The sequence below is a fragment of the Prochlorococcus sp. MIT 1342 genome, from assembly GCF_047304495.1.
Taxonomy (GTDB): Bacteria; Cyanobacteriota; Cyanobacteriia; order PCC-6307; family Cyanobiaceae; genus Prochlorococcus; species Prochlorococcus marinus_D.
This window is the reverse complement of record NZ_CP138957.1, coordinates 1,655,083-1,672,773: the sequence shown is the minus strand read 5'-3', so window position 1 is coordinate 1,672,773 and position 17,691 is coordinate 1,655,083. Positions and strand designations below refer to the sequence as shown.

Below are 17,691 nucleotides of genomic sequence, written 5' to 3'. Positions count from 1 at the left end.
GCCTGCTGATGACTCTGAATTGTTTTCTAAATACTCACCTCTTTTCCTTGATTCGTTACTGTTATGCTTGCAACCTTTAATTCAGAAAAATTTCAAAGATAGATTGCTTCCTGCTTATTTCTTTGGTCGAATTTATGGTCATTAGCATGCTCTCCCCCCTCACTTTGATTTGAAGCCTAGCTCTGAAATAGGTGTTTCATGCTGCTTTTCAAAAGACTCTGAATGGTCTCTTGACTTTTATAAAAGCGATAAGATTGAATCCGTATTCCTAGAAATAGGAGATCTAGTTATTTATCATGGGCCCTCGCTTAAGCATGGCAGGGCTCCATATTCTGGCCGGGAATATATTGGAGCTTTCTTGTTTTATGTATTTGAAAATGGTCCATTGAAACATTTGAAATATGACACAAGGCCTTCTCTTGGCTGCCCTCTTCCGAGAAACTCTTAATCGCTTAAGATGCAACTAGTCTGCCTCTAAGAACTGCCCCACGCCATCCCATTGGTCATTTGTTTGTTTTGACCATCTTATTAGTCAGCCTAGTGGGGCAATAATTTCATGGAAATAACATTCATTAATCTGACTGGCTGTTGTTTCTGTACTTGTTATTGAGATCTCATGCCCCTTAGACTAAGTGATTGATTCGCTGTCAACCTTGCTTTAGTGGTTCATTGCTAAACACCTTAATCTTTTGCCTCGATAAGTGCATCAGTTCTGCTTAGGCAATATGTGCTAACTGCAAACCATACGAGTTTCATCCTAAGTGTCTCTTCGTTGTCAAATTCGTCTTTCAAGTCAGAGTCTAAATATCCTGTCTCCTCTATGATCTCATGGATATCGGCTTCAAAATGCTCGTAAAGATAATCGAGTTCCCACACTTCTCTGAAGCCGTCAAATCCTGCAGATATGCCTCGATGGTTAATCTCTCTAATCTCCTGTGAATTGCAGAAGCGCTGGTCCAGGAATTCTATAAACCTCATTGCCTTGGCTCTTATTTTCGCAGGATCCTAGCAAGACCTTCCCTATTGAGCCTAAATACGATTGTTAGCATCAATCCTTCATTACCTTTTGTTGTGTTTGCTTCCCACTTTTGATGCACCTTCCTCTCATCAAATGGGATTGAGAAATCTCTATTAGTAGTGGAGCTTTATTGTCCTTGGAGATTTTTGAGCGGCTATTTTGTATTTTGTTTGCTTTCATATTTTGCCATTGGATCTGATTCTCTGATCAAGGTTTCCTTGCGACTGTCTTGGTCGTTGCCCCCGTGTTCAGTGTTGTCGATGGTTCTGTTTGGTTGGTGGCATTTTTTTGAGCTTAGGGTTAGAACCTCTTTGTAAGCTTCAGATCCTTTGATCGCGGCGTCTAGAAATTAGACAGTTGTTTAAAGATGGTCACCATCAACTCTTCAAAATGTTGTCAGTCACGTGAAAGTGGCTTTGATGCCTAAATTGTCTTCCTTCACATGCTCTGGCTGATCGGCTTGGTATTGCTTCTTCAGGCCAGCTTTCATTGGCTGTTAGAGCAGGTGACTGTGATTACTACACCGATTTTTGAATTACGGGGTCTGGGTTGGGTGCTGTTGTTGCTTGGAGCTTGGTTGCTCGCAGGGAAGGTGAAGGATCAGGCTGATGGTTGAGAGGTTTGAAGTGTTCTTTAAGACAGGACGTTCGACACGTGTGTCCAAAAGGAAGGGCTCTTGTGCTCCCTTGATCTTCTTGTTTGGCAGCTTGGCAGTTGGTTGACATTCATCTTTCTTAAATGCCGGCTAACGGATTTGAACCGATGGCCTTCGCTTTACAAAAGCGCTGCTCTACCACTGAGCTAAGCCGGCAATCCTGGAAGTGTAACGACGGAGGTGGCTGCTTCTGGCTGACAGTTGGCAATCAGCCACAAGGTGAGTTCGAGTCGGCTTTGATAGCCGGTTTTGGCGAGGGCATGGCTGATGTGACTTTCCACGGTTCGTGGACTAATCGCTAAGCTTGGTAAGAAGCATTGATATAACTAGCATTGTATAAAATTGACTTGTGCTAGACTAGCAGCAAACTAGCAGTTCCACGAAGTCCTGTTAAGTAATTATGCCTAGCGTCTTGATCAAGGAGAAAGTTTTAGATGGTCGCGGGGAAGTGGTGTCGTATAAACATCAGCCAGACATCTTTGTTTACAGAGAATGGGTAAAGGAAAGACGTGCATATCGAAGTAAACGACTTGAAGGAGCAGCAACTATCAACGATGCAAAGGCATTAGCAATAGAAGTAGCATTTCAGTTTGCTGGCAAAGAGACAGCTGCTAGTAAAAAGGAACAGGAGATGCTAGATAAGAAGATAAGAACTCAGTTAGTCGAAAAGGCTATAAATGAATACCTTAAATACGAACATAAGAAACTAGATGCTGAGATAATAAAGAAAACAACATATGATAGAAAACATTTAACTCTCATTAAGCACTTGCTCCCGTATTTAAAGGAAGAGGGAATAAGCAAGACTCGACAGATTAATGAGATGACCTTTCAAAACTACTTAATTTATCGTAAAGGAATGACAAAACTTACTTGGAAGACAGAGATAGTTGTTATTAAGGAGTTCTTGTCTGGCTGGTTATTGAAGCGTAGGCTGATTGAGCCTGAGGTTGTAGCAGACAAGAATCTATTCCCAACAATTAAGATACGTCAGGATGACCTAATGGCTAACCCAGCCATAAATGAGGAGGATTGGACTGTTATCAATAAAGAAATACGCTCGTGGGTGTCGAGCGGTTCATCTCATCCTAATCATCGTGTTCATTTATGGAGGACTTTATTTTGGCACTGGACTCTTATCTCTAAAAATACAGGTGCCAGATGTGATGAGCTAAGGAAACTACGGTGGAAAGATGTTGAAATAAGGGATGTCGGCCGCATCTCTGCAAGTAAGAAGCAAGAAGAAATAGAAGAACTAGAAGCTGAAGGTTTTGAAGTAGTTGATGATGGAAACGATGACAACAAAGCTTGGGCTAATAATCCAGAAGCATTAGGTAGAGAAGAGCGATTGATCGCCTATGTAAATGTAACGTCAGGAAAGACGGGGCAAAGCAGAGAGATCCCAACAAGTATTGGCTATGCCTTCATTCGCTGGCGTGATTACCTAAATCAATACTATGAACGGCATAAGTTTAATAAGAAGGTTGCTGCTAATGATTTGGTATTTGGTAATGTCAATAACAATGGAAGAGCCTACGTTAAGTCTAACTTTAACCAGAGTTGGGCTTTAATACGAACGGCAGTACGATCTAAATTGAAGGGCCATAAGTTTAGCAACCAGAACTATACCTTATATTCTTTAAGAAGCACCTTTGTCGAGTCTAAGTTGCTTGAAGGCTGCGATCTATTCCTTTTATCTAGGATATGTGGTCACGATCCGAAGATATTGCTGAAGCATTACGAAAGAATGGACATACGAGAACGCGCAGAAGAACTAACGGCTCTTCCATTTGGCAGCAAGAAGAAGCAAGATGTAAAAGTAGAGCTATACAGCAACAATGAACCAGAACAAACAACAGAAATAGCTAAATCATGGAGCAGAGATGATTCAAATTCGTATAAACGATCTGCACGCAAAGATAGAGCTACCATTAACAGAAGCCAAACAGTTATTACTGAAGAACAGTAAATGTAAAAGCCTTGTCAAAGGTGACAGAGCCGTTCTGATATACCCATTGAAGGAGATTCAAGCATTGAAGTCACTGCTTAACTACGACAGGCATCCAAGCAAGTAGACACACTCATCAGTGACACAAGCCTCTAATGCGTTCGCATTGACTTCTAGCGAGCTCGCTAGTTTTCAGGTAGCCTGCTCGAAGGAAATCATTAGAGACGATCACTAGCAGCCATGGAATCCGGAGCACTCGCTATCGCTAATCAGGACATCTCGTCGGTAGATCTTCCCGCAAAGGCGGAGGAGAAGCTCTCGCCAAGTCAAGTCAGGAATATGAAGGAGAATGTTCTAACCGCTAATGAGGCATGGAGTACTGCGGGAAACGCTGTACGTGCTACTGCTGCTGCGCTATATGCAATTAAATGCGATGTGAAGCATGGTAACTGGACCGCGCTGATTGAGTCTGGCGCGTTAAGCGTTACAAGGGATACCGCTATTGACCTTGTCTCTGCCCATATCTCATGGCTTAGGGATACTGATGTCCCCGATGCTTTCCTGGCTAATGTTTCAACCCGTACCCTGAAGAAGATTGGCAATGCTGATTACAAGAATAGGGCTAAGTGCATCGATGAGATCAAGAGGACAGAGGGTAAGGGATTCAGTGAAAAGATGGCAATGAGTATTATTAAGCCAGGATCAAAATCAAGGCCAAAGAGCTCCGCTCTGCCTGAAAGTGAAAAGATCAATGTATTGAACCAGCGAATCGAACAGCTGCTGCAAAAGAATAAAGAGCTGTTGGATGAGAATAAAAGGCTTAGGTCTTTGGTTGGCGAGTCGGCTGGGAAGTAAAGGGCTATGCAGCTGCGCTTATAGAGATCTAGGTAAGCCGAGTACATTTTCAAAGCATACCTACTTAATTTAATGATTCATCAGAGGCTTTTGTAGTTGGATGAGTGGCTAGAATATTTAATGAATTCGCTAAATATTTTTCAGAGTAGCTTATTTTAGAAGTTAATGCTATATCATGATCTTAATGAATTAGTATTTCTATTGATAACCTTTAATTTCGTTAGATTACCTTCCATATGTGATGTGAAGCAGAGGAAAACCTTGTAGGAGAAATTAGAGTCAGATGGTTTATCAAATGAGTAACGAATTAAATAACACCAGGATTATGTGAAGGAAATTATTTAAGATATAGATTCACGTAGATTATTAGTGTGAGTTTTTCAATTTCTACTAATAGCCCAGTAAACGAAGGCGAAAGAGTTGTTATAACGCTATCTCGTTCCGGCGATACTTCTAGTGCAGCATATCTAGAGGAGCTTACTCTCGATAACCGGACAGGGCCTGGAAGGGTGATGGGATGGGGTGATTATGCTGACATAAGTGGAATAGCCAGGGATCTAAGAGAGAATATATATTTTGGACCAGGCGTTTCTACTGTTTACAGGTATATTGACACTTATACAGATGACTTAGATGAAGGCCCGGAGTACTTCGGTCTTGGCATTCAAGGAGCTGGAACTGGTGGTGCTCAGAGTAGTGCAACGGTATACGTTAACAATGTAGCACCGTCAACAGAAACGACAGAAACGACAGAAACATCAGAATCATCCTCATCTACTTCTACTTCTACTTCTACTTCTACTTCTACTTCAACAACTACAAGCACAGTAACAACAGAACCTGTAGTTGCGACAGTAACTAGTACATACGCAACTGGCTCAGCTGACAACTTAACAGGTGATACTGAAAACAATACAATGAGCGGTCTTTGGGGTGATGACACTATTGATTCAGGTGCTGGTAATGATACTGTCTATGGGAACCAGGGCGCTGACACAATCACAGCAGGAAGTGGTGATGATTGGCTCTATGGTGGTAAAGATGGTGATACGCTTTATGGAAATCAGGGTGCTGACAACCTTTTGGGAAACTTCCATAATGATGCTTTATACGGCGGCAAAGATAATGACTGGTTGCATGGTGGCCAAGGAGAAGACAAGCTTTACGGGAATATGGGTGTAGATGAAATCTACGGAGGCAGGGATAATGATTGGTTACATGGAGGACAAGGTAATGACAAGCTTTGGGGGAATCATGGAGCCGATAAATTCTGTCTCTCCAAGGGTGTAGATCAAGTGATGGATTTCAATGCTAGTGAAGGTGATTGGATATCCTTGCAAGCTGGCACCTCATACAATCTTGTTCAAAAGGGATCAGATCTTCTAGTAGATGCAGCCTTAGGAGATCTTCTTCTGGTCAACATTTCTAAAAACAGTTTTAATGCAGCCACCTCTATTGTTGTTGGTTGAATAGAGTCGATAGAGAAACAGTGGACGAACTAAAGGCGGATAACGAGGATATGGAAGCGAAGCTTGCTTGACAGACGGATTAGGATACTTAAAGTGTTAAGCCAAGCGACCGATGAAGAAGCTATTTCTGCCATTCGCAGCTATTTCCCTGCTCACAATGATTCCAAATCCTGTACTTTCTGGTCTTGGGTCAGCTCAGGGAAAACAAACAGAAAAGTTTGATGCTTGGTGCGCAAGGAAAGGTAACGATTGTGTTGTGTTGTTTAAAAATGGAAAGATTACTGTTGATGGGAACGATAGTGTTCCTTACGAAGATATAGTTGGCCTCTCAAAGGCTTCAAACTGGAACTATAAGATTGGTGGTTCTTACTGGCTTTACACCTATACTGTTTTCTTCATGGAGGATGGAGTGAAGAAGTCCGGGACTTTTCTTTTCGGTAATGGAAGAGTTGCCAATCAGTTTGAGGCTCAGATAGAAATGGTATGTGGAGTGAGATGTCGCGCAATCGGCCCATCAATAACTATTGAGGAGAAGTGACATCTGCAATGATCGTGGCTATAAAGAGTGAGTCCCGAAGCTTGGGACACAGAATTTGCTACAAGATCTAGCTCAAACAGGGCTGATCCACTGAGTAAACGAAGATACCTAGCTACTGTACGAGATAACGTAATAGCAAATGAGTGTTGAATATCTATTGATATGAAGCATTCATTCATAACGCTATCTCTTGCTGAATCGGGACGTTTATAAACCAACCACCTACGATGAACCTACCACATGTCTCAGCTCTGTTTACAGACCCTGATTCACAAACTTCCACACTCACAAAGCAGGACCTTAAGAAGGATATCTGGGACGCCTATCAAGCTTCCCAGAGTCAACTCAAGCAAGCTAAGGAAGAAATAATACCTGCAGCAATATTTGGAGGTCTTGTCACTCTGTTACTTATTGGAGCATTAACAAACTAAATCTAAAGAGCAGGCTTTCTCTAGATGTAACACCTGCTCTGATTTAGCCTATAAGGCATCTAGAATCGCCAGGAAGGGGTCTTAGGCATTGCTCAGGAGGCTAACCGCCTAGCAACTGCTTTCGACTGTGTGAGGACCGTGTAGAAAGCTCTGGCGATGACTTGCGTATACAGGGGAAGTTTGGTAACTGACGTATACAGAGAGAACTGACCACTTTCCTATACAGGGAGAAGTCACATCACTTACCTCTACAGGGAGAACCAATAACTGACATATACAAGGAGAAGCCACATCAGTTATGTATACAGGGAGAAGCAATGACACACGTATAGAGGAAGTTTTACATGACACACCTATACAGGGAGAACTAAATACTGATGTAAAGAGGGAGATTTAGATGACACATGTATAGAGGGGTATACACATGACTGACCTATACATGGTTATGTGGTGGTAAAGAACCTATAATGGGGAAAGTTCAACCACTTACGTATACAGGAGAAAGGTCAACCACTGATGTATACAGGGGAAAGAACGACCACTTCCCTATAACGGGATAATCAAAGTCAAGTTGGACTATAAACGTAATGACATAGCTATTGAGCAATCATTAGTGCGTAAGTTTAGTTATCTTCAATAAAATAGCTGTGCTGACAGACATGCTTCTGTTGAAATTAAAGTTAAGTCTTGGATTTATAAGATTCTGATTCTGCTTTCTTTCCAGGTTTTAGGGTTCCTGATTTGTTTGCTGTATGCCTTGGTGACGTCTTATTGATTTGAGACTTAACTTACATAGGGTTTTTAGTCCTTTCTTTCACTTCCCTCGCCTGGTGACATATACAGGCTTTAATTCGACAACACAAACCTAAGCTTGATAAATAGCGTACTTAGCTTAAAAGAGCCGGTATAGATACAAGTACTTCAGAAGGGTGGACTGATCTACTTATGATGTGCAATTCATCTTCGGCTCATTACTCACAATATATTTACCAATGGCACGTAACCAAGTTAGATCTAATGTAGGTCAGCAGTTGAAAGTTATTCAGCCTTCTCTGCACGATTTACTATTACTACAGCAACAGGAGATTCAAGCACAACAACCACTCAGCATCAATAAGTCACAGTACCGTAGGTCTAAGCCAACAGCTAAACCAAAGGCAAAGACTAATAGCTTAGAGGCTCCATATAAAACACCTCAAGCTAAATCTAAGAAGTCAACCCAACAGAAGAAGGTTAAACCTCAAGTTAAGCAGCTAACACTTGAAGCTGAAAAGGAACCATCCCTAGCCAAGCGAAAGCAAGAGATGGTGGAATGGCTAGAGAACGTACAAATCAACTAAATTAAACTATCAAATCTAATCTCAACCTGGAAACCTTACATCTATTACTTTGCCTCGATGATGATAGGTGCCACCATCCCAAACGCTCCTGGATAACACGCCATGCAGTTTGGGGTTAAACCACTTTTCTCTGAGTCGTGCACCCTTACATCTCTATTACGTGGACTTGAGAACATAGCCCGTATAACAGGTGTTAGTTCTGGCTGCTTCTTTGGTTTCTTTTGTTCCTCTTCAGCTATTGAAGGCAGTGATACAAGGAATGTTAGAAGTAGGAAGATGCTCGGTGTTTTCACTAGGAGTATGTATGTCTAGCTACTATAGCTATCCTTGGAAGAAAATTCCAGAAAAAATATAATCAGAAAGGGCCGTGCTTTCATGACACAAATGTCTGAAGCGGTATATGGATATGAGAAGGACCTGATTACCCCATATGCCCCCTCTTCTAAACTATTTTACTAGTTCTAAAGCCTTCTTATCCAACTATATCATCCTGTTTTATCTAGCAGAGGACTAGATAACTATCTCTGTCTAAGTATTCACCATTAATATGAAGGCAGTAAGGCCAGCATCAATTCTCAAAAGCTGAACTAGCACCATTCAAACTAGCATACAGGTGAAATAGCTTGCAATAACTTAAGACTCTGACGTTTTAAGAGAACAGCACATATTTATAGGCATAACCATCGCTGATAACCTTAGGCTAATACATTGTTAGGTCATTAATAAGCAACTTGGTTTTTCGCCTCATTCGATCTGTTTACTTACCACCGTTACACCAATGAACTAAGCGTGACCTTGTGTGCGGACCAGGCTTCTTGTCATTCTTCATCCAATAAGCAGTCCTTTCTTCAATGCACTGGTTAGTTTCCTCAGCATGTTTACCAATAGGTTGAAGAATTGACGAAATCTGGAACAATGCTGCTGCAGAAACTGCAGAACATATACAAATAACTAACTTAAATGTGTTGTCATTAGTTGTCTCCATAAACTGACTTGTCATTATTTTCGACAGTTTACCTTCTGCGCCTTGACCATGTATTTATACCTAGCTAGCTTCTGCCTCTTTTGTATCTGTTCGTTCAACTTTTCCTACAGGCTATCCTGCTGTCTGATGATGAATAAACTAGCGATAGACTAGCAGATTTAAATCTCCTAACCCATTGGTATAACAGAAGCTTCCACGGTTCGTGGACTAAGGATCAGTCTTTGTGCGATGGCTTTGTTACTGAGACCCTCAAACAACAATGTCACCACGGATTGCTCCGCTGGGCTTAGTCGTTGCGATCCAGCTGATTGAGGCAATGGAAAAGAGTTTGATTGATTTTGTGGCTGCATAGCAGCAAAGCAATTTCTTTCAGGATTCCCCCTCTTCTCCGCCCTATTCCATTGCTCCAGGAGTTGACACGGATTCTTGGCTGCTGACAGCCTGTTGGCTGCTGGCACCATTCTCTTGGCTACTGACAGCCTTGGCTTGGTTGCTGACAGCCTTGGCTTGGGAACGTTTGATCGGCAAGTTAGCCACTAAGGCCGTCATGCGATCTTCGGTTTCAAGGCTTACTTCGCCTTCCTCAAGGTCAATCTCCACGTACTTGGCAACGACCTCAAAGATTTCGCGCCGCATTTGATCGAGCAGTTCAGGGCTTAGATCGCTGCGGTCATGGGCAAGCACAAGCTGAAGGCGCTCCCTTGCCGTTTTGGCACTGGCTGGTTGGCGGCCCAGCAATTTGTCAAGAATGTCTCGCAGAGTGGTTGCCATTACTTCAAAAGATCTTGGTTTGCATCAAGCGCCACACCTTGTCGCGTAGTCCCAGTCCTTCCTTGGCCGGATCGATCAGAGGAACATCTTCCCCTTGAAGGCGACGCGCAATGTTGGAGTAGGCACGAGAGGCTGGAGAGTTGTTGGCACTGAGGGTGAGCGGCTCTCCGCGGTTGGTGCTCACAATCACCTGTTCGTCCTCTAGAACTAAACCAAGCAAGGGCAGCGCCAGGATGTCGGTCACATCGTCTGCGGCCAGCATCTCTTGATTGGCCATCATCTTTGGACGCACCCTGTTGAGCACCAGCTGAACAGGGCTTACGCCATGGGTGTTCAGTAAGCCGATGACACGGTCGGCATCGCGCACTGCCGAAACCTCAGGCGTTGTGATCACGATTGCTTCCTTGGCGGCAGCAACAGCATTTTTGAAGCCGTCTTCGATCCCCGCGGGGCAATCAATCAATACATAGTCGAATTGCTTGGCCAGCATCGCGGCAATGCGTTGCATGTCCTCGGGTTTGAGCCACTCGAGCATGCGGGGGTTCCCGGCGGGCAGAAGGGAGAGGTTTGGCTCCTGCTTGTGTTTCACCAGGGCCTGATCAAGCCTGCAGTTCTCTGAGAGCACTTCCTGGGCGGTGTAGACGATTCGGTTCTCCAGGCCCAGTAGTAGATCGAGGTTGCGCAAGCCGAAATCGGCATCCAACACAACGGTTTGAACTCCAAGCTTGGCAAGAGCGATACCCAGGTTGGCGGTGAGGGTGGTTTTGCCGACACCTCCTTTTCCGGAGCAGATCAGAATGGTGCGTGTCGTTGGCGCCACGGGCCATTGAAAAGTGCGGTCAGCTTAAGTGGCGTAGGCAATAGGCCCAAGAGAAATGGTCCAAGGTTTGCAATGGAACAAATGGGCTTTGTTCAACGGGGCATGAGCCGGAGGCTTAATCGTGATGTGTGTTTGCCTTTTGAGGCTGAAGAATTAACCGTTGAATCTGTTAGCCCTAGCAGGTTCGATCATGATTGTGTCTCCTTCAAGTCGGGCCTCTTCGGCTAAGCCAGGTTGGGGTTGATCTTCAGGGCCTCGAGCAACTGCATCGGCAATACGCAGCTGAAGTGGTCTGAGTTGTAGGGCCACAATTTTTGCTTTGGTGTCGCCGTCCTGTCCTGCGTGAGCAATGCCGCGGAGTCGCCCCCAAACCATCACGTCGCCTCCAGCTGATATGCGTGCGCCGGGGTTGACATCCCCGAGTAGCAGTACGTCTCCTTCTGCGCTCAGATGGTCGCCTGATCGCAGAGTGCCTTGGTGGAAGAGCAGTTTTTGGGGCGTCTTGGGCTTGGGTTGTGTATCGCCAGAGCGTGTTTTGGAGCTGTTTCCCTGTGGAGAGGCCATATGCGTTGGATAACCCAGAGCAGCAGCGCTGACAAGGGTTTCTCGCAAGTTGGCGTGAATTCTGGTCAGCGTCACTCCTTCTTTGTTCAGCAGCTCCCTCAGCTGATGCAGGTCCCGGCAACCCAGTTGCCAGTCGCGGCAATCGAGTTCGGTGGGCCCAGGATCAAGTTCATTGAGCATGGCCGGCAATGTTTCTCGCCAATGTGCTTCTCGGCACCAGGGGAGTGTGAGTCGTTGTGCCTCAGGCTCGCTCACCTCGATCTCCAAGACCCTTTTCAGATGAGGACGCTAGGCCAGTCCGTCTAGGTTGCCAGCGCAGCTTGAAGCTCCCCATGAATCTCTCGGGGATAAATCAACCATGAAGAGTCGGCTGGGGTAATCAAGCTGGCAACCAGAGGAGAGGCTTGCTCGAGGGCTCGCAATTGCCTTCCATCCCAAAGACGTAGCCCTCCTTTGTAGGGGTGATACCCGCGCTGTTGCTGATGGCGTAATCCACAGCAGAGCGCTGGATCGAAGCCTTGGCGTTCAGCTAGTTGCCGAGCCAGAGTGAGGACCTCTAGCTGGTTGCTATGGCTTAGATCTTCCACTGCAAGGGCTTTCAGGAGGTGGCGATTGAGGAAGCGTTTGCAGAGTTCGGCTAGAGGTGCAGGTCCCTCGTCTTGCCAACGCAGGAGGTGATAGCCGGTGCGCAGGTCATCATTGGCCAGGAATGTGTCGAGGTCGAGTTGATTGAGGCTCCAGAGCCAGGTGGCCATGATCTTGTCGGCCCAAACATGAGCAGCTCCGAATTGGCGAGCGGTGCGCACCACCTGCTCAAGCAGCCAGTTGCAAACAACATTGAGACGGTGGTTGTAGACACTGCGGTACATCAGGTTGCGTACGACTAGGTAGTGCTCAACTGCCATGAGGCCTTTTGGATGAATGGCCATGGCTCCATCAGGCGCCAGGGTGAGGGCGGAGAGGATTCGCTCGAGGTCGAGCTGGCCGTAATGGGTTCCTGTGCTGTAGCTGTCTCGCAAGAGATAGTCGAGTCGGTCGCAGTCCAGTTGGCTACTAACCAGAGCCTTGATCACGCTGTGGGGTGAACTGCCCCGTACAAGAAGATTGGCTACTCCATCTGCAGTGCCCTGGGCGTAGGCCTCAAGGGGCGCACGCACGGCGGGATGTTCTCTGACTAAACGCGCCGACCAGGTCTCATGGTCCAGACCAAATATTTCCTCTCCGGTATGGCTTAGGGGGGCATGGCCGAGGTCATGCAGTAGGGCCGCTCCATAGAGCAGCCCGCGATGTTCCTCTAGGCCTGAGTCGAACTGCAGCAACCTTTCCAGAGCAAGGCGTGCGAGATGGAACACACCAAGGGAATGGGTGAAGCGACTGGACTCAGCTCCATGAAAGGTGAGGAAGGCTGGCCCAAGCTGACGGATGCGGCGCAGCCGCTGGAATGGCGCCGCATCGATTAACTGCATCACCATGGCCTCTGCTGCATCGCTGGCATTGAGGGTGATGCCCCGATGGAGAGGGTCGTGATATGTGCGCAGACTCATGGATCATCACGATTCTGCTGAGTTTTGAATTCAACATCTTCAGCACTATCGAGCTGAAGATCTTCTTTGGTCTCTAACTGGGCATCCTGATCGCGGTCGAGTTGGGCCTCCATCCAGAGTTCAGCATCATGCAACCAACGGTCTTCTTCCCCGCCAGGATTGAGGGGTTCAGGAGGATCCAGAGTCCGATCCGGCGCGATGCCCTGGTTTTGAATGTCTCGGCCGCTTGGAGTCATGTATCCGGCTACCGTCACGGCCAGGCCACTGCCGTCGCTCAGGTTGGTGAGTGTTTGGATCAGACCCTTGCCAAACGTGCGGCTACCAAGCAGCTGTGAGCGGCTGTTGTCTTGCAGGGCACCAGCCAGAATTTCGCTCGCGCTCGCAGTCCCTCCGTTGACCAGTGTCACCATCGGACCGTCATAAAGGGTTTCAATTGCAGAAGGGATTGCTTCGTTAATGCGCTCTCGGTTGCGTGTCTCCACGATTGGGGAGCCACTCAGGAAGGCATCCGCTACTGCTAGTCCAGAGCTCACTAACCCACCGGAGTTATTGCGCAGATCTAGAACTAGGCCTTCAATCTCTTTTTCTGACAGTTCCTGAAGTGCTTCTTTGACCTGTTCGGGCACTCCTTCGCTGAACTGGGTGATGCGTAGGTAGCCCAGGGTGTGTTTAGCACTCCTCAGTCGGCGGGTTCGTACTGGCCTGAGATCCACACTGCGTCGCTCGAGGGTGAGTTCTTCGCTAGATCCATTTGGGGGTTGCAGCTTTACTACAACTTGTGAGCCCACTTCTCCCCGCAGCCTTGCAGCTGTGGCTTCGAGGCCAAGGGATTGTGGAGACTGGCCATCGACGCTGAGTAAGGCCGTGCCGCTTGTGACGCCTGCATCGGCCGCGGGGGACCCTTCAAGCGGAGCGATAACCACGACCTGGCCATCTTCAGCTCGGGCCCCCAGCTGTAGGCCGACGCCGTTGATCTCGCTGCCCAAATTGGCGGCTTTTATGGCGGTGTAGTCGTCTGGTCTCAATAGTCTTGTGTAGGGATCTTCAAGTGGAAGCAGCATCGCTTCGATGGCCTCATAGGCCTCGTCACTACGGTTGATTGTTTTCTCTAATGCCTGCTCTCTTAGCCTTCGCCAGTGCACCTCATCGAACTTGGCTGGGTCTAGATATCCCTGGTTGACGAGCCGCCAGCTTTCAACGACCAGTTGTTGGGCATCATTCAATGCCATGGCTGGAGCCGCCATCAGCAGCACGCCAAGACCCAGGCTCAGCCACGCAAGCCATAGGCGCCGCAGCGGATGTGATCTGGAGTTAGTAGTCGGCAACATTGGCTTCATGCCGGGTGCTGTCCATGCAGGACGTTAAGTAGACTCTCGCAATCCGGACCCTCATTTGCATGACGAACTCCTCACCTGTCTACGACTGGTTTCAGGAACGTCTTGAGATTCAGGCCATAGCTGACGATGTCAGCTCCAAGTACGTGCCTCCGCACGTCAATATTTTCTACTGCTTAGGCGGAATCACGCTGGTGTGCTTCCTGGTTCAGTTCGCGACAGGTTTCGCGATGACCTTTTACTACAAGCCCACTGTGACTGAGGCCTATAGCTCTGTGAGCTATCTGATGTCAGATGTCAGTTTCGGCTGGTTGATTCGTTCTGTGCATCGCTGGAGCGCCTCGATGATGGTGTTGATGCTGATCTTGCACGTCTTTCGCGTCTACCTCACTGGCGGCTTTAAGCGTCCGCGAGAGCTCACCTGGGTTACCGGTGTTGTGATGGCTGTGATCACCGTTTCTTTCGGGGTAACCGGCTATTCCCTCCCATGGGATCAAGTCGGGTACTGGGCTGTGAAGATCGTTTCAGGGGTGCCTGCTGCTATTCCCGTGGTTGGAGACTTTATGGTCGAATTGCTTCGCGGTGGCGAGAGCGTCGGGCAGTCCACCCTGACTCGTTTTTATAGCCTTCACACCTTTGTGCTGCCCTGGCTGCTTGCAGTGTTCATGCTCATGCATTTCCTGATGATCAGGAAGCAGGGCATTTCAGGTCCGTTGTAAGCGTCAATCATTCAGATTCAAATCCCACTTCACGTTTTTATATTTCAGTTCAGCACCTACTTCATTCGCTAACTATTCGGCCAAAATCCCATGCACATTCTTAAGAAGCCCGATTTCTCTGATCCAAAATTGAGGGCGAAACTGGCCAAGGGCATGGGGCACAACTACTACGGTGAGCCGGCTTGGCCGAATGATCTCCTTTACATCTTCCCAGTCGTGATTCTGGGCACGTTTGCTTGCCTTGTTGGTCTTGCTGTTCTTGATCCCGCGATGTTGGGTGATAAAGCAGATCCTTTTGCAACGCCTCTAGAGATTCTTCCTGAGTGGTATCTCTATCCGGTTTTTCAGATTCTTCGGGTTGTTCCGAATAAGCTGCTTGGCATTGCTTTGCAAACCCTTGTTCCTCTCGGGTTGATGCTGATTCCCTTTATCGAAAACGTTAATAAGTATCAGAATCCATTCCGCAGGCCAATTGCGATGGCCTTCTTTCTATTTGGAACTGTGATTACGATTTATCTCGGCATCGGTGCGTGTCTTCCCATCGATAAGTCGCTAACTCTGGGTTTGTTCTGAATAGTTTTAAAAGTCAAGATTTGCTTCTATGGGCCCGGCTTCACGCCGGGTTTTTTGTTGCGTTCACTTCATGAGTTGGCAGCAGTTCATCGAGATCCAGCCACAACACGTCGTCGGGGCAGACGCGTAGAAGGTGGTGGAGAAGTAGAAAGCCCACCATGGTCCAGGTCTGGTAGGTCCTTGACTGCTGTCCGACCCAGGTGCCTGTTGGTCCATCAAAGTATTCGGCCCATTTTTGACGCGGCAGTTGGTTTAATTGGCTCCAGTAGCACTCCTCCAGCAGGGCGCGCATTTCACCCATCAGCAGCACGTCGGCCTCAGGATGACGTCGTTCATGTAACAAGATTGAGGCTCCGAAGAACCAGAGCAGGCTGGGCCAGTGTCCGCCGTTGTGATAGCTCCATGGCCAGTTTTTCGGGTCTGAACCTGTCTTGTTCTGCCATTCCGCCCCTTCCATGGGTGGATGGCAGATGCGCATGGGCATCTGAGCCATCAGATGCTGTCGGTTGTGAAGCACCAGTCGGAACAGAGCGCGCTGTTGCGGGGCGGTGAGCAGCCCAAACAAGCAGGCTAGGGAGTTTCCGAGACTGTAAAAACGAAAGTCAGGTCGTCCGGTGCGGATGTTGCCGATGAGATAGCCACCCCGGTTTTCAAGCCAGTCTTGAAGCCAGTCGGGAACGACCTGTGGCTGCACGTTGAACTCGTTTTGGTGCTGGTTGTCGCCGTATTGCTCTGTGGGCCTTCTCCGCAGCACCTGCATGGTCTTGCTGGTGACCCAGTAGTGCTTGAGCAGGAATTGACGTAGGTCATGCACCCATTGGCGGGTCAGTAAGAGACGTTGGTCGAGAAGCCGACTGACATGATTCTTGCGACTCAGTTCCATCAGCTCGATGCAGCTGCGCAGGCAGGCATAGAGCAGGACTTCCACTTCAAGTGGTGCCCCCCAAACATCCATGGGGCGGTCAATCATGAATGAGCAATCCTGCACAAATAGAACGGGAGTTCCCTCGAAGGTGGGATGCAGCACGAGATCGAGCATCAGCTGCACCCCTCGTTGGACCTTTTGGTTGGTGCCGAAGTTTTTGTCACCGCTGCGCTTGACATAAAGCCAGCACAAAATGGGCCACCAAAGGCTTGCGTCTACAGAGGTGATCCTGCCGATTGAGCGCTGGCCATAGTCAGCAATCAGTTCGCCTTGTTCCTCAACGAAGCTGGTGGGGAACACCCCGCGTGTCTGATAGGTGGTGCTTTGCAGATCTAGGCAAACGCTGAGAAATTGCTTCACCTCCTTGTAACGCTTTTGGGTGAGCAGGTAGATCATCACGGGCACGTTGTCGCGCAGGAAGACCTCGCCGTAATTGAGAGCTTTGTTATGGGGCTGATGCTCAAGAGCCGCCACGCTGCCGGCCACAGTGCCGCCGACTTCGATCAGCGTGCGTTCGAAATGCTCCTTGACCTGCTCCACCACCTGGTCTTCATTGGAGTTGGGACGAACCCTCTGGTTTTGCTGGTTTAAGCGTCCGGCCATGGACTGATATGCAATGCATTTGCCAAACGCTAGTGATGGCAGCCTTGACCAACAGTGGAAGCAACTATGGAGATGAGAGCTATTGAGAAAAGATTGCTAGAGGGGTATGAAATGGGCTATGTTTTTGGACTGCGCGAAGGGCTGAGCCCTGTAGCGCAACCCACGCGGTGCTGATGGCGAAAGCTTGAGGCGTCAGTGGGCGCTTACAAGAGCAGAGGAGCGATCCGCTGGTGTTGTAGGTTTTAGAAGCGATCGCAAGATCGCAGCGCCTGACACTCCTTACAAGGGAGTGGAGGAGCAGAACCTGGACAACTTAAGAGTTTAGGAACTGACGCTTTTGTCGCGTTTAGGCCCGATGAGCAGCGATCAAAAGCTGATCAAAAGGTTTGAGCAGATATGCGACGAGAGTGTGAGGTCCCGTCAAAAGAAATGAGTTGCAGAAACCTGTTACAGCATCAATTTTTGCTTTCACGGGCGAGGATTGATGTCAAAGGTGTGACAGGTGAAAGCAACGACCGGATCTGAGATCCTGGAAAGTCACAGAAGGAAGAGATTCTGAAGTGCACTCTTGTAATCCTTCTGTCAGAGGAAGGGGGCAA

Annotated in this window: 17 protein-coding genes and 1 tRNA gene; 8 read left to right on the top strand and 10 right to left on the bottom strand. The window is 47.6% G+C overall.

Annotated features, from left to right (window positions below; translation table 11 throughout):
- Nucleotides 1–681: 681 nt before the first annotated feature.
- Nucleotides 682–978 (bottom strand): hypothetical protein, encoded by a 297-nt coding sequence (locus SIB79_RS08575; protein ID WP_063405254.1) that lies wholly within the window; start codon nt 976–978, stop codon nt 682–684.
- A 482-nt stretch (nt 979–1,460) separates the two neighbouring features.
- Here SIB79_RS08575 and SIB79_RS08570 point away from each other — a divergent pair, with 482 nt between their 5' ends.
- Nucleotides 1,461–1,634 (top strand): hypothetical protein, encoded by a 174-nt coding sequence (locus SIB79_RS08570; protein WP_011131023.1) that lies wholly within the window; start codon nt 1,461–1,463, stop codon nt 1,632–1,634.
- A gap of 123 nt (nt 1,635–1,757) precedes the next feature.
- Here the strand turns inward: SIB79_RS08570 and SIB79_RS08565 are convergent.
- Nucleotides 1,758–1,829, bottom strand: a tRNA-Thr gene (locus tag SIB79_RS08565).
- Nucleotides 1,820–1,969 carry a hypothetical protein gene (locus SIB79_RS08560; RefSeq protein ID WP_155724720.1) on the bottom strand — a complete coding sequence of 50 codons (150 nt, stop codon included), beginning with the start codon at nt 1,967–1,969 and terminating at the stop codon, nt 1,820–1,822. Before SIB79_RS08560 ends, SIB79_RS08565 begins: the two co-directional genes overlap by 10 nt.
- A gap of 116 nt (nt 1,970–2,085) precedes the next feature.
- On the opposite strand from SIB79_RS08560, the gene SIB79_RS08555 reads away from it, so the two are divergent.
- From SIB79_RS08555 to SIB79_RS08535, 5 genes are all read left to right on the top strand, one after another.
- Nucleotides 2,086–3,642: a hypothetical protein gene (locus SIB79_RS08555; RefSeq protein ID WP_196757654.1), complete on the top strand. Its 1,557-nt coding sequence runs from the start codon at nt 2,086–2,088 to the stop codon at nt 3,640–3,642.
- Between the two features lie 219 nt (nt 3,643–3,861).
- On the top strand, nt 3,862–4,476 hold the full coding sequence (locus SIB79_RS08550; protein WP_063405257.1) for a hypothetical protein: 615 nt from the start codon (nt 3,862–3,864) through the stop codon (nt 4,474–4,476).
- Between the two features lie 512 nt (nt 4,477–4,988).
- The gene (locus SIB79_RS08545; RefSeq protein WP_081215712.1) at nt 4,989–5,945 is read left to right on the top strand and encodes a calcium-binding protein; all 957 of its coding nucleotides are present in this window, start codon (nt 4,989–4,991) and stop codon (nt 5,943–5,945) included.
- Nucleotides 5,946–6,057: 112 nt separating this feature from the next.
- Entirely contained in the window at nt 6,058–6,483 is a 426-nt protein-coding gene (locus SIB79_RS08540) for a hypothetical protein (protein ID WP_155724721.1), read from the top strand.
- A 1,423-nt stretch (nt 6,484–7,906) separates the two neighbouring features.
- On the top strand, nt 7,907–8,254 hold the full coding sequence (locus tag SIB79_RS08535) for a hypothetical protein (protein ID WP_063405265.1): 348 nt from the start codon (nt 7,907–7,909) through the stop codon (nt 8,252–8,254).
- Between the two features lie 1,152 nt (nt 8,255–9,406).
- On the opposite strand, the gene SIB79_RS08530 is transcribed toward SIB79_RS08535, so the two are convergent.
- From SIB79_RS08530 to ctpZ, 6 genes are all read right to left on the bottom strand, one after another.
- Nucleotides 9,407–9,556, bottom strand: coding sequence for a LuxR C-terminal-related transcriptional regulator (locus SIB79_RS08530; RefSeq protein ID WP_413681059.1), 150 nt, complete (start codon nt 9,554–9,556; stop codon nt 9,407–9,409).
- A gap of 76 nt (nt 9,557–9,632) precedes the next feature.
- Nucleotides 9,633–10,010, bottom strand: coding sequence for a cell division topological specificity factor MinE (gene minE / locus SIB79_RS08525; RefSeq protein ID WP_063405267.1), 378 nt, complete (start codon nt 10,008–10,010; stop codon nt 9,633–9,635).
- 4 nt (nt 10,011–10,014) lie between these two features.
- Nucleotides 10,015–10,830 carry a septum site-determining protein MinD gene (minD, locus tag SIB79_RS08520; protein ID WP_063405269.1) on the bottom strand — a complete coding sequence of 272 codons (816 nt, stop codon included), beginning with the start codon at nt 10,828–10,830 and terminating at the stop codon, nt 10,015–10,017.
- A gap of 153 nt (nt 10,831–10,983) precedes the next feature.
- On the bottom strand, nt 10,984–11,661 hold the full coding sequence (gene minC / locus SIB79_RS08515) for a septum site-determining protein MinC (protein WP_063405271.1): 678 nt from the start codon (nt 11,659–11,661) through the stop codon (nt 10,984–10,986).
- 35 nt (nt 11,662–11,696) lie between these two features.
- Entirely contained in the window at nt 11,697–12,938 is a 1,242-nt protein-coding gene (locus SIB79_RS08510; RefSeq protein WP_063405273.1) for an HD domain-containing protein, read from the bottom strand.
- Nucleotides 12,935–14,275 (bottom strand): carboxyl-terminal processing protease CtpZ, encoded by a 1,341-nt coding sequence (gene ctpZ, locus SIB79_RS08505; RefSeq protein ID WP_063405276.1) that lies wholly within the window; start codon nt 14,273–14,275, stop codon nt 12,935–12,937. Before ctpZ ends, SIB79_RS08510 begins: the two co-directional genes overlap by 4 nt.
- Before the next feature lie 59 nt (nt 14,276–14,334).
- Here ctpZ and petB point away from each other — a divergent pair, with 59 nt between their 5' ends.
- Together petB and petD are read left to right on the top strand one after the other, a co-directional pair.
- Nucleotides 14,335–14,991: a cytochrome b6 gene (gene petB, locus SIB79_RS08500; RefSeq protein WP_011131016.1), complete on the top strand. Its 657-nt coding sequence runs from the start codon at nt 14,335–14,337 to the stop codon at nt 14,989–14,991.
- 90 nt (nt 14,992–15,081) lie between these two features.
- Complete coding sequence (petD, locus tag SIB79_RS08495; protein ID WP_063405278.1) at nt 15,082–15,564, top strand: cytochrome b6-f complex subunit IV; 483 nt, start codon at nt 15,082–15,084, stop codon at nt 15,562–15,564.
- A gap of 40 nt (nt 15,565–15,604) precedes the next feature.
- Here petD and SIB79_RS08490 read toward each other — a convergent pair whose 3' ends face one another.
- Nucleotides 15,605–17,092, bottom strand: coding sequence for a glycoside hydrolase 100 family protein (locus SIB79_RS08490; RefSeq protein WP_063405280.1), 1,488 nt, complete (start codon nt 17,090–17,092; stop codon nt 15,605–15,607).
- Between the last annotated feature and the right edge of the window lie 599 nt (nt 17,093–17,691).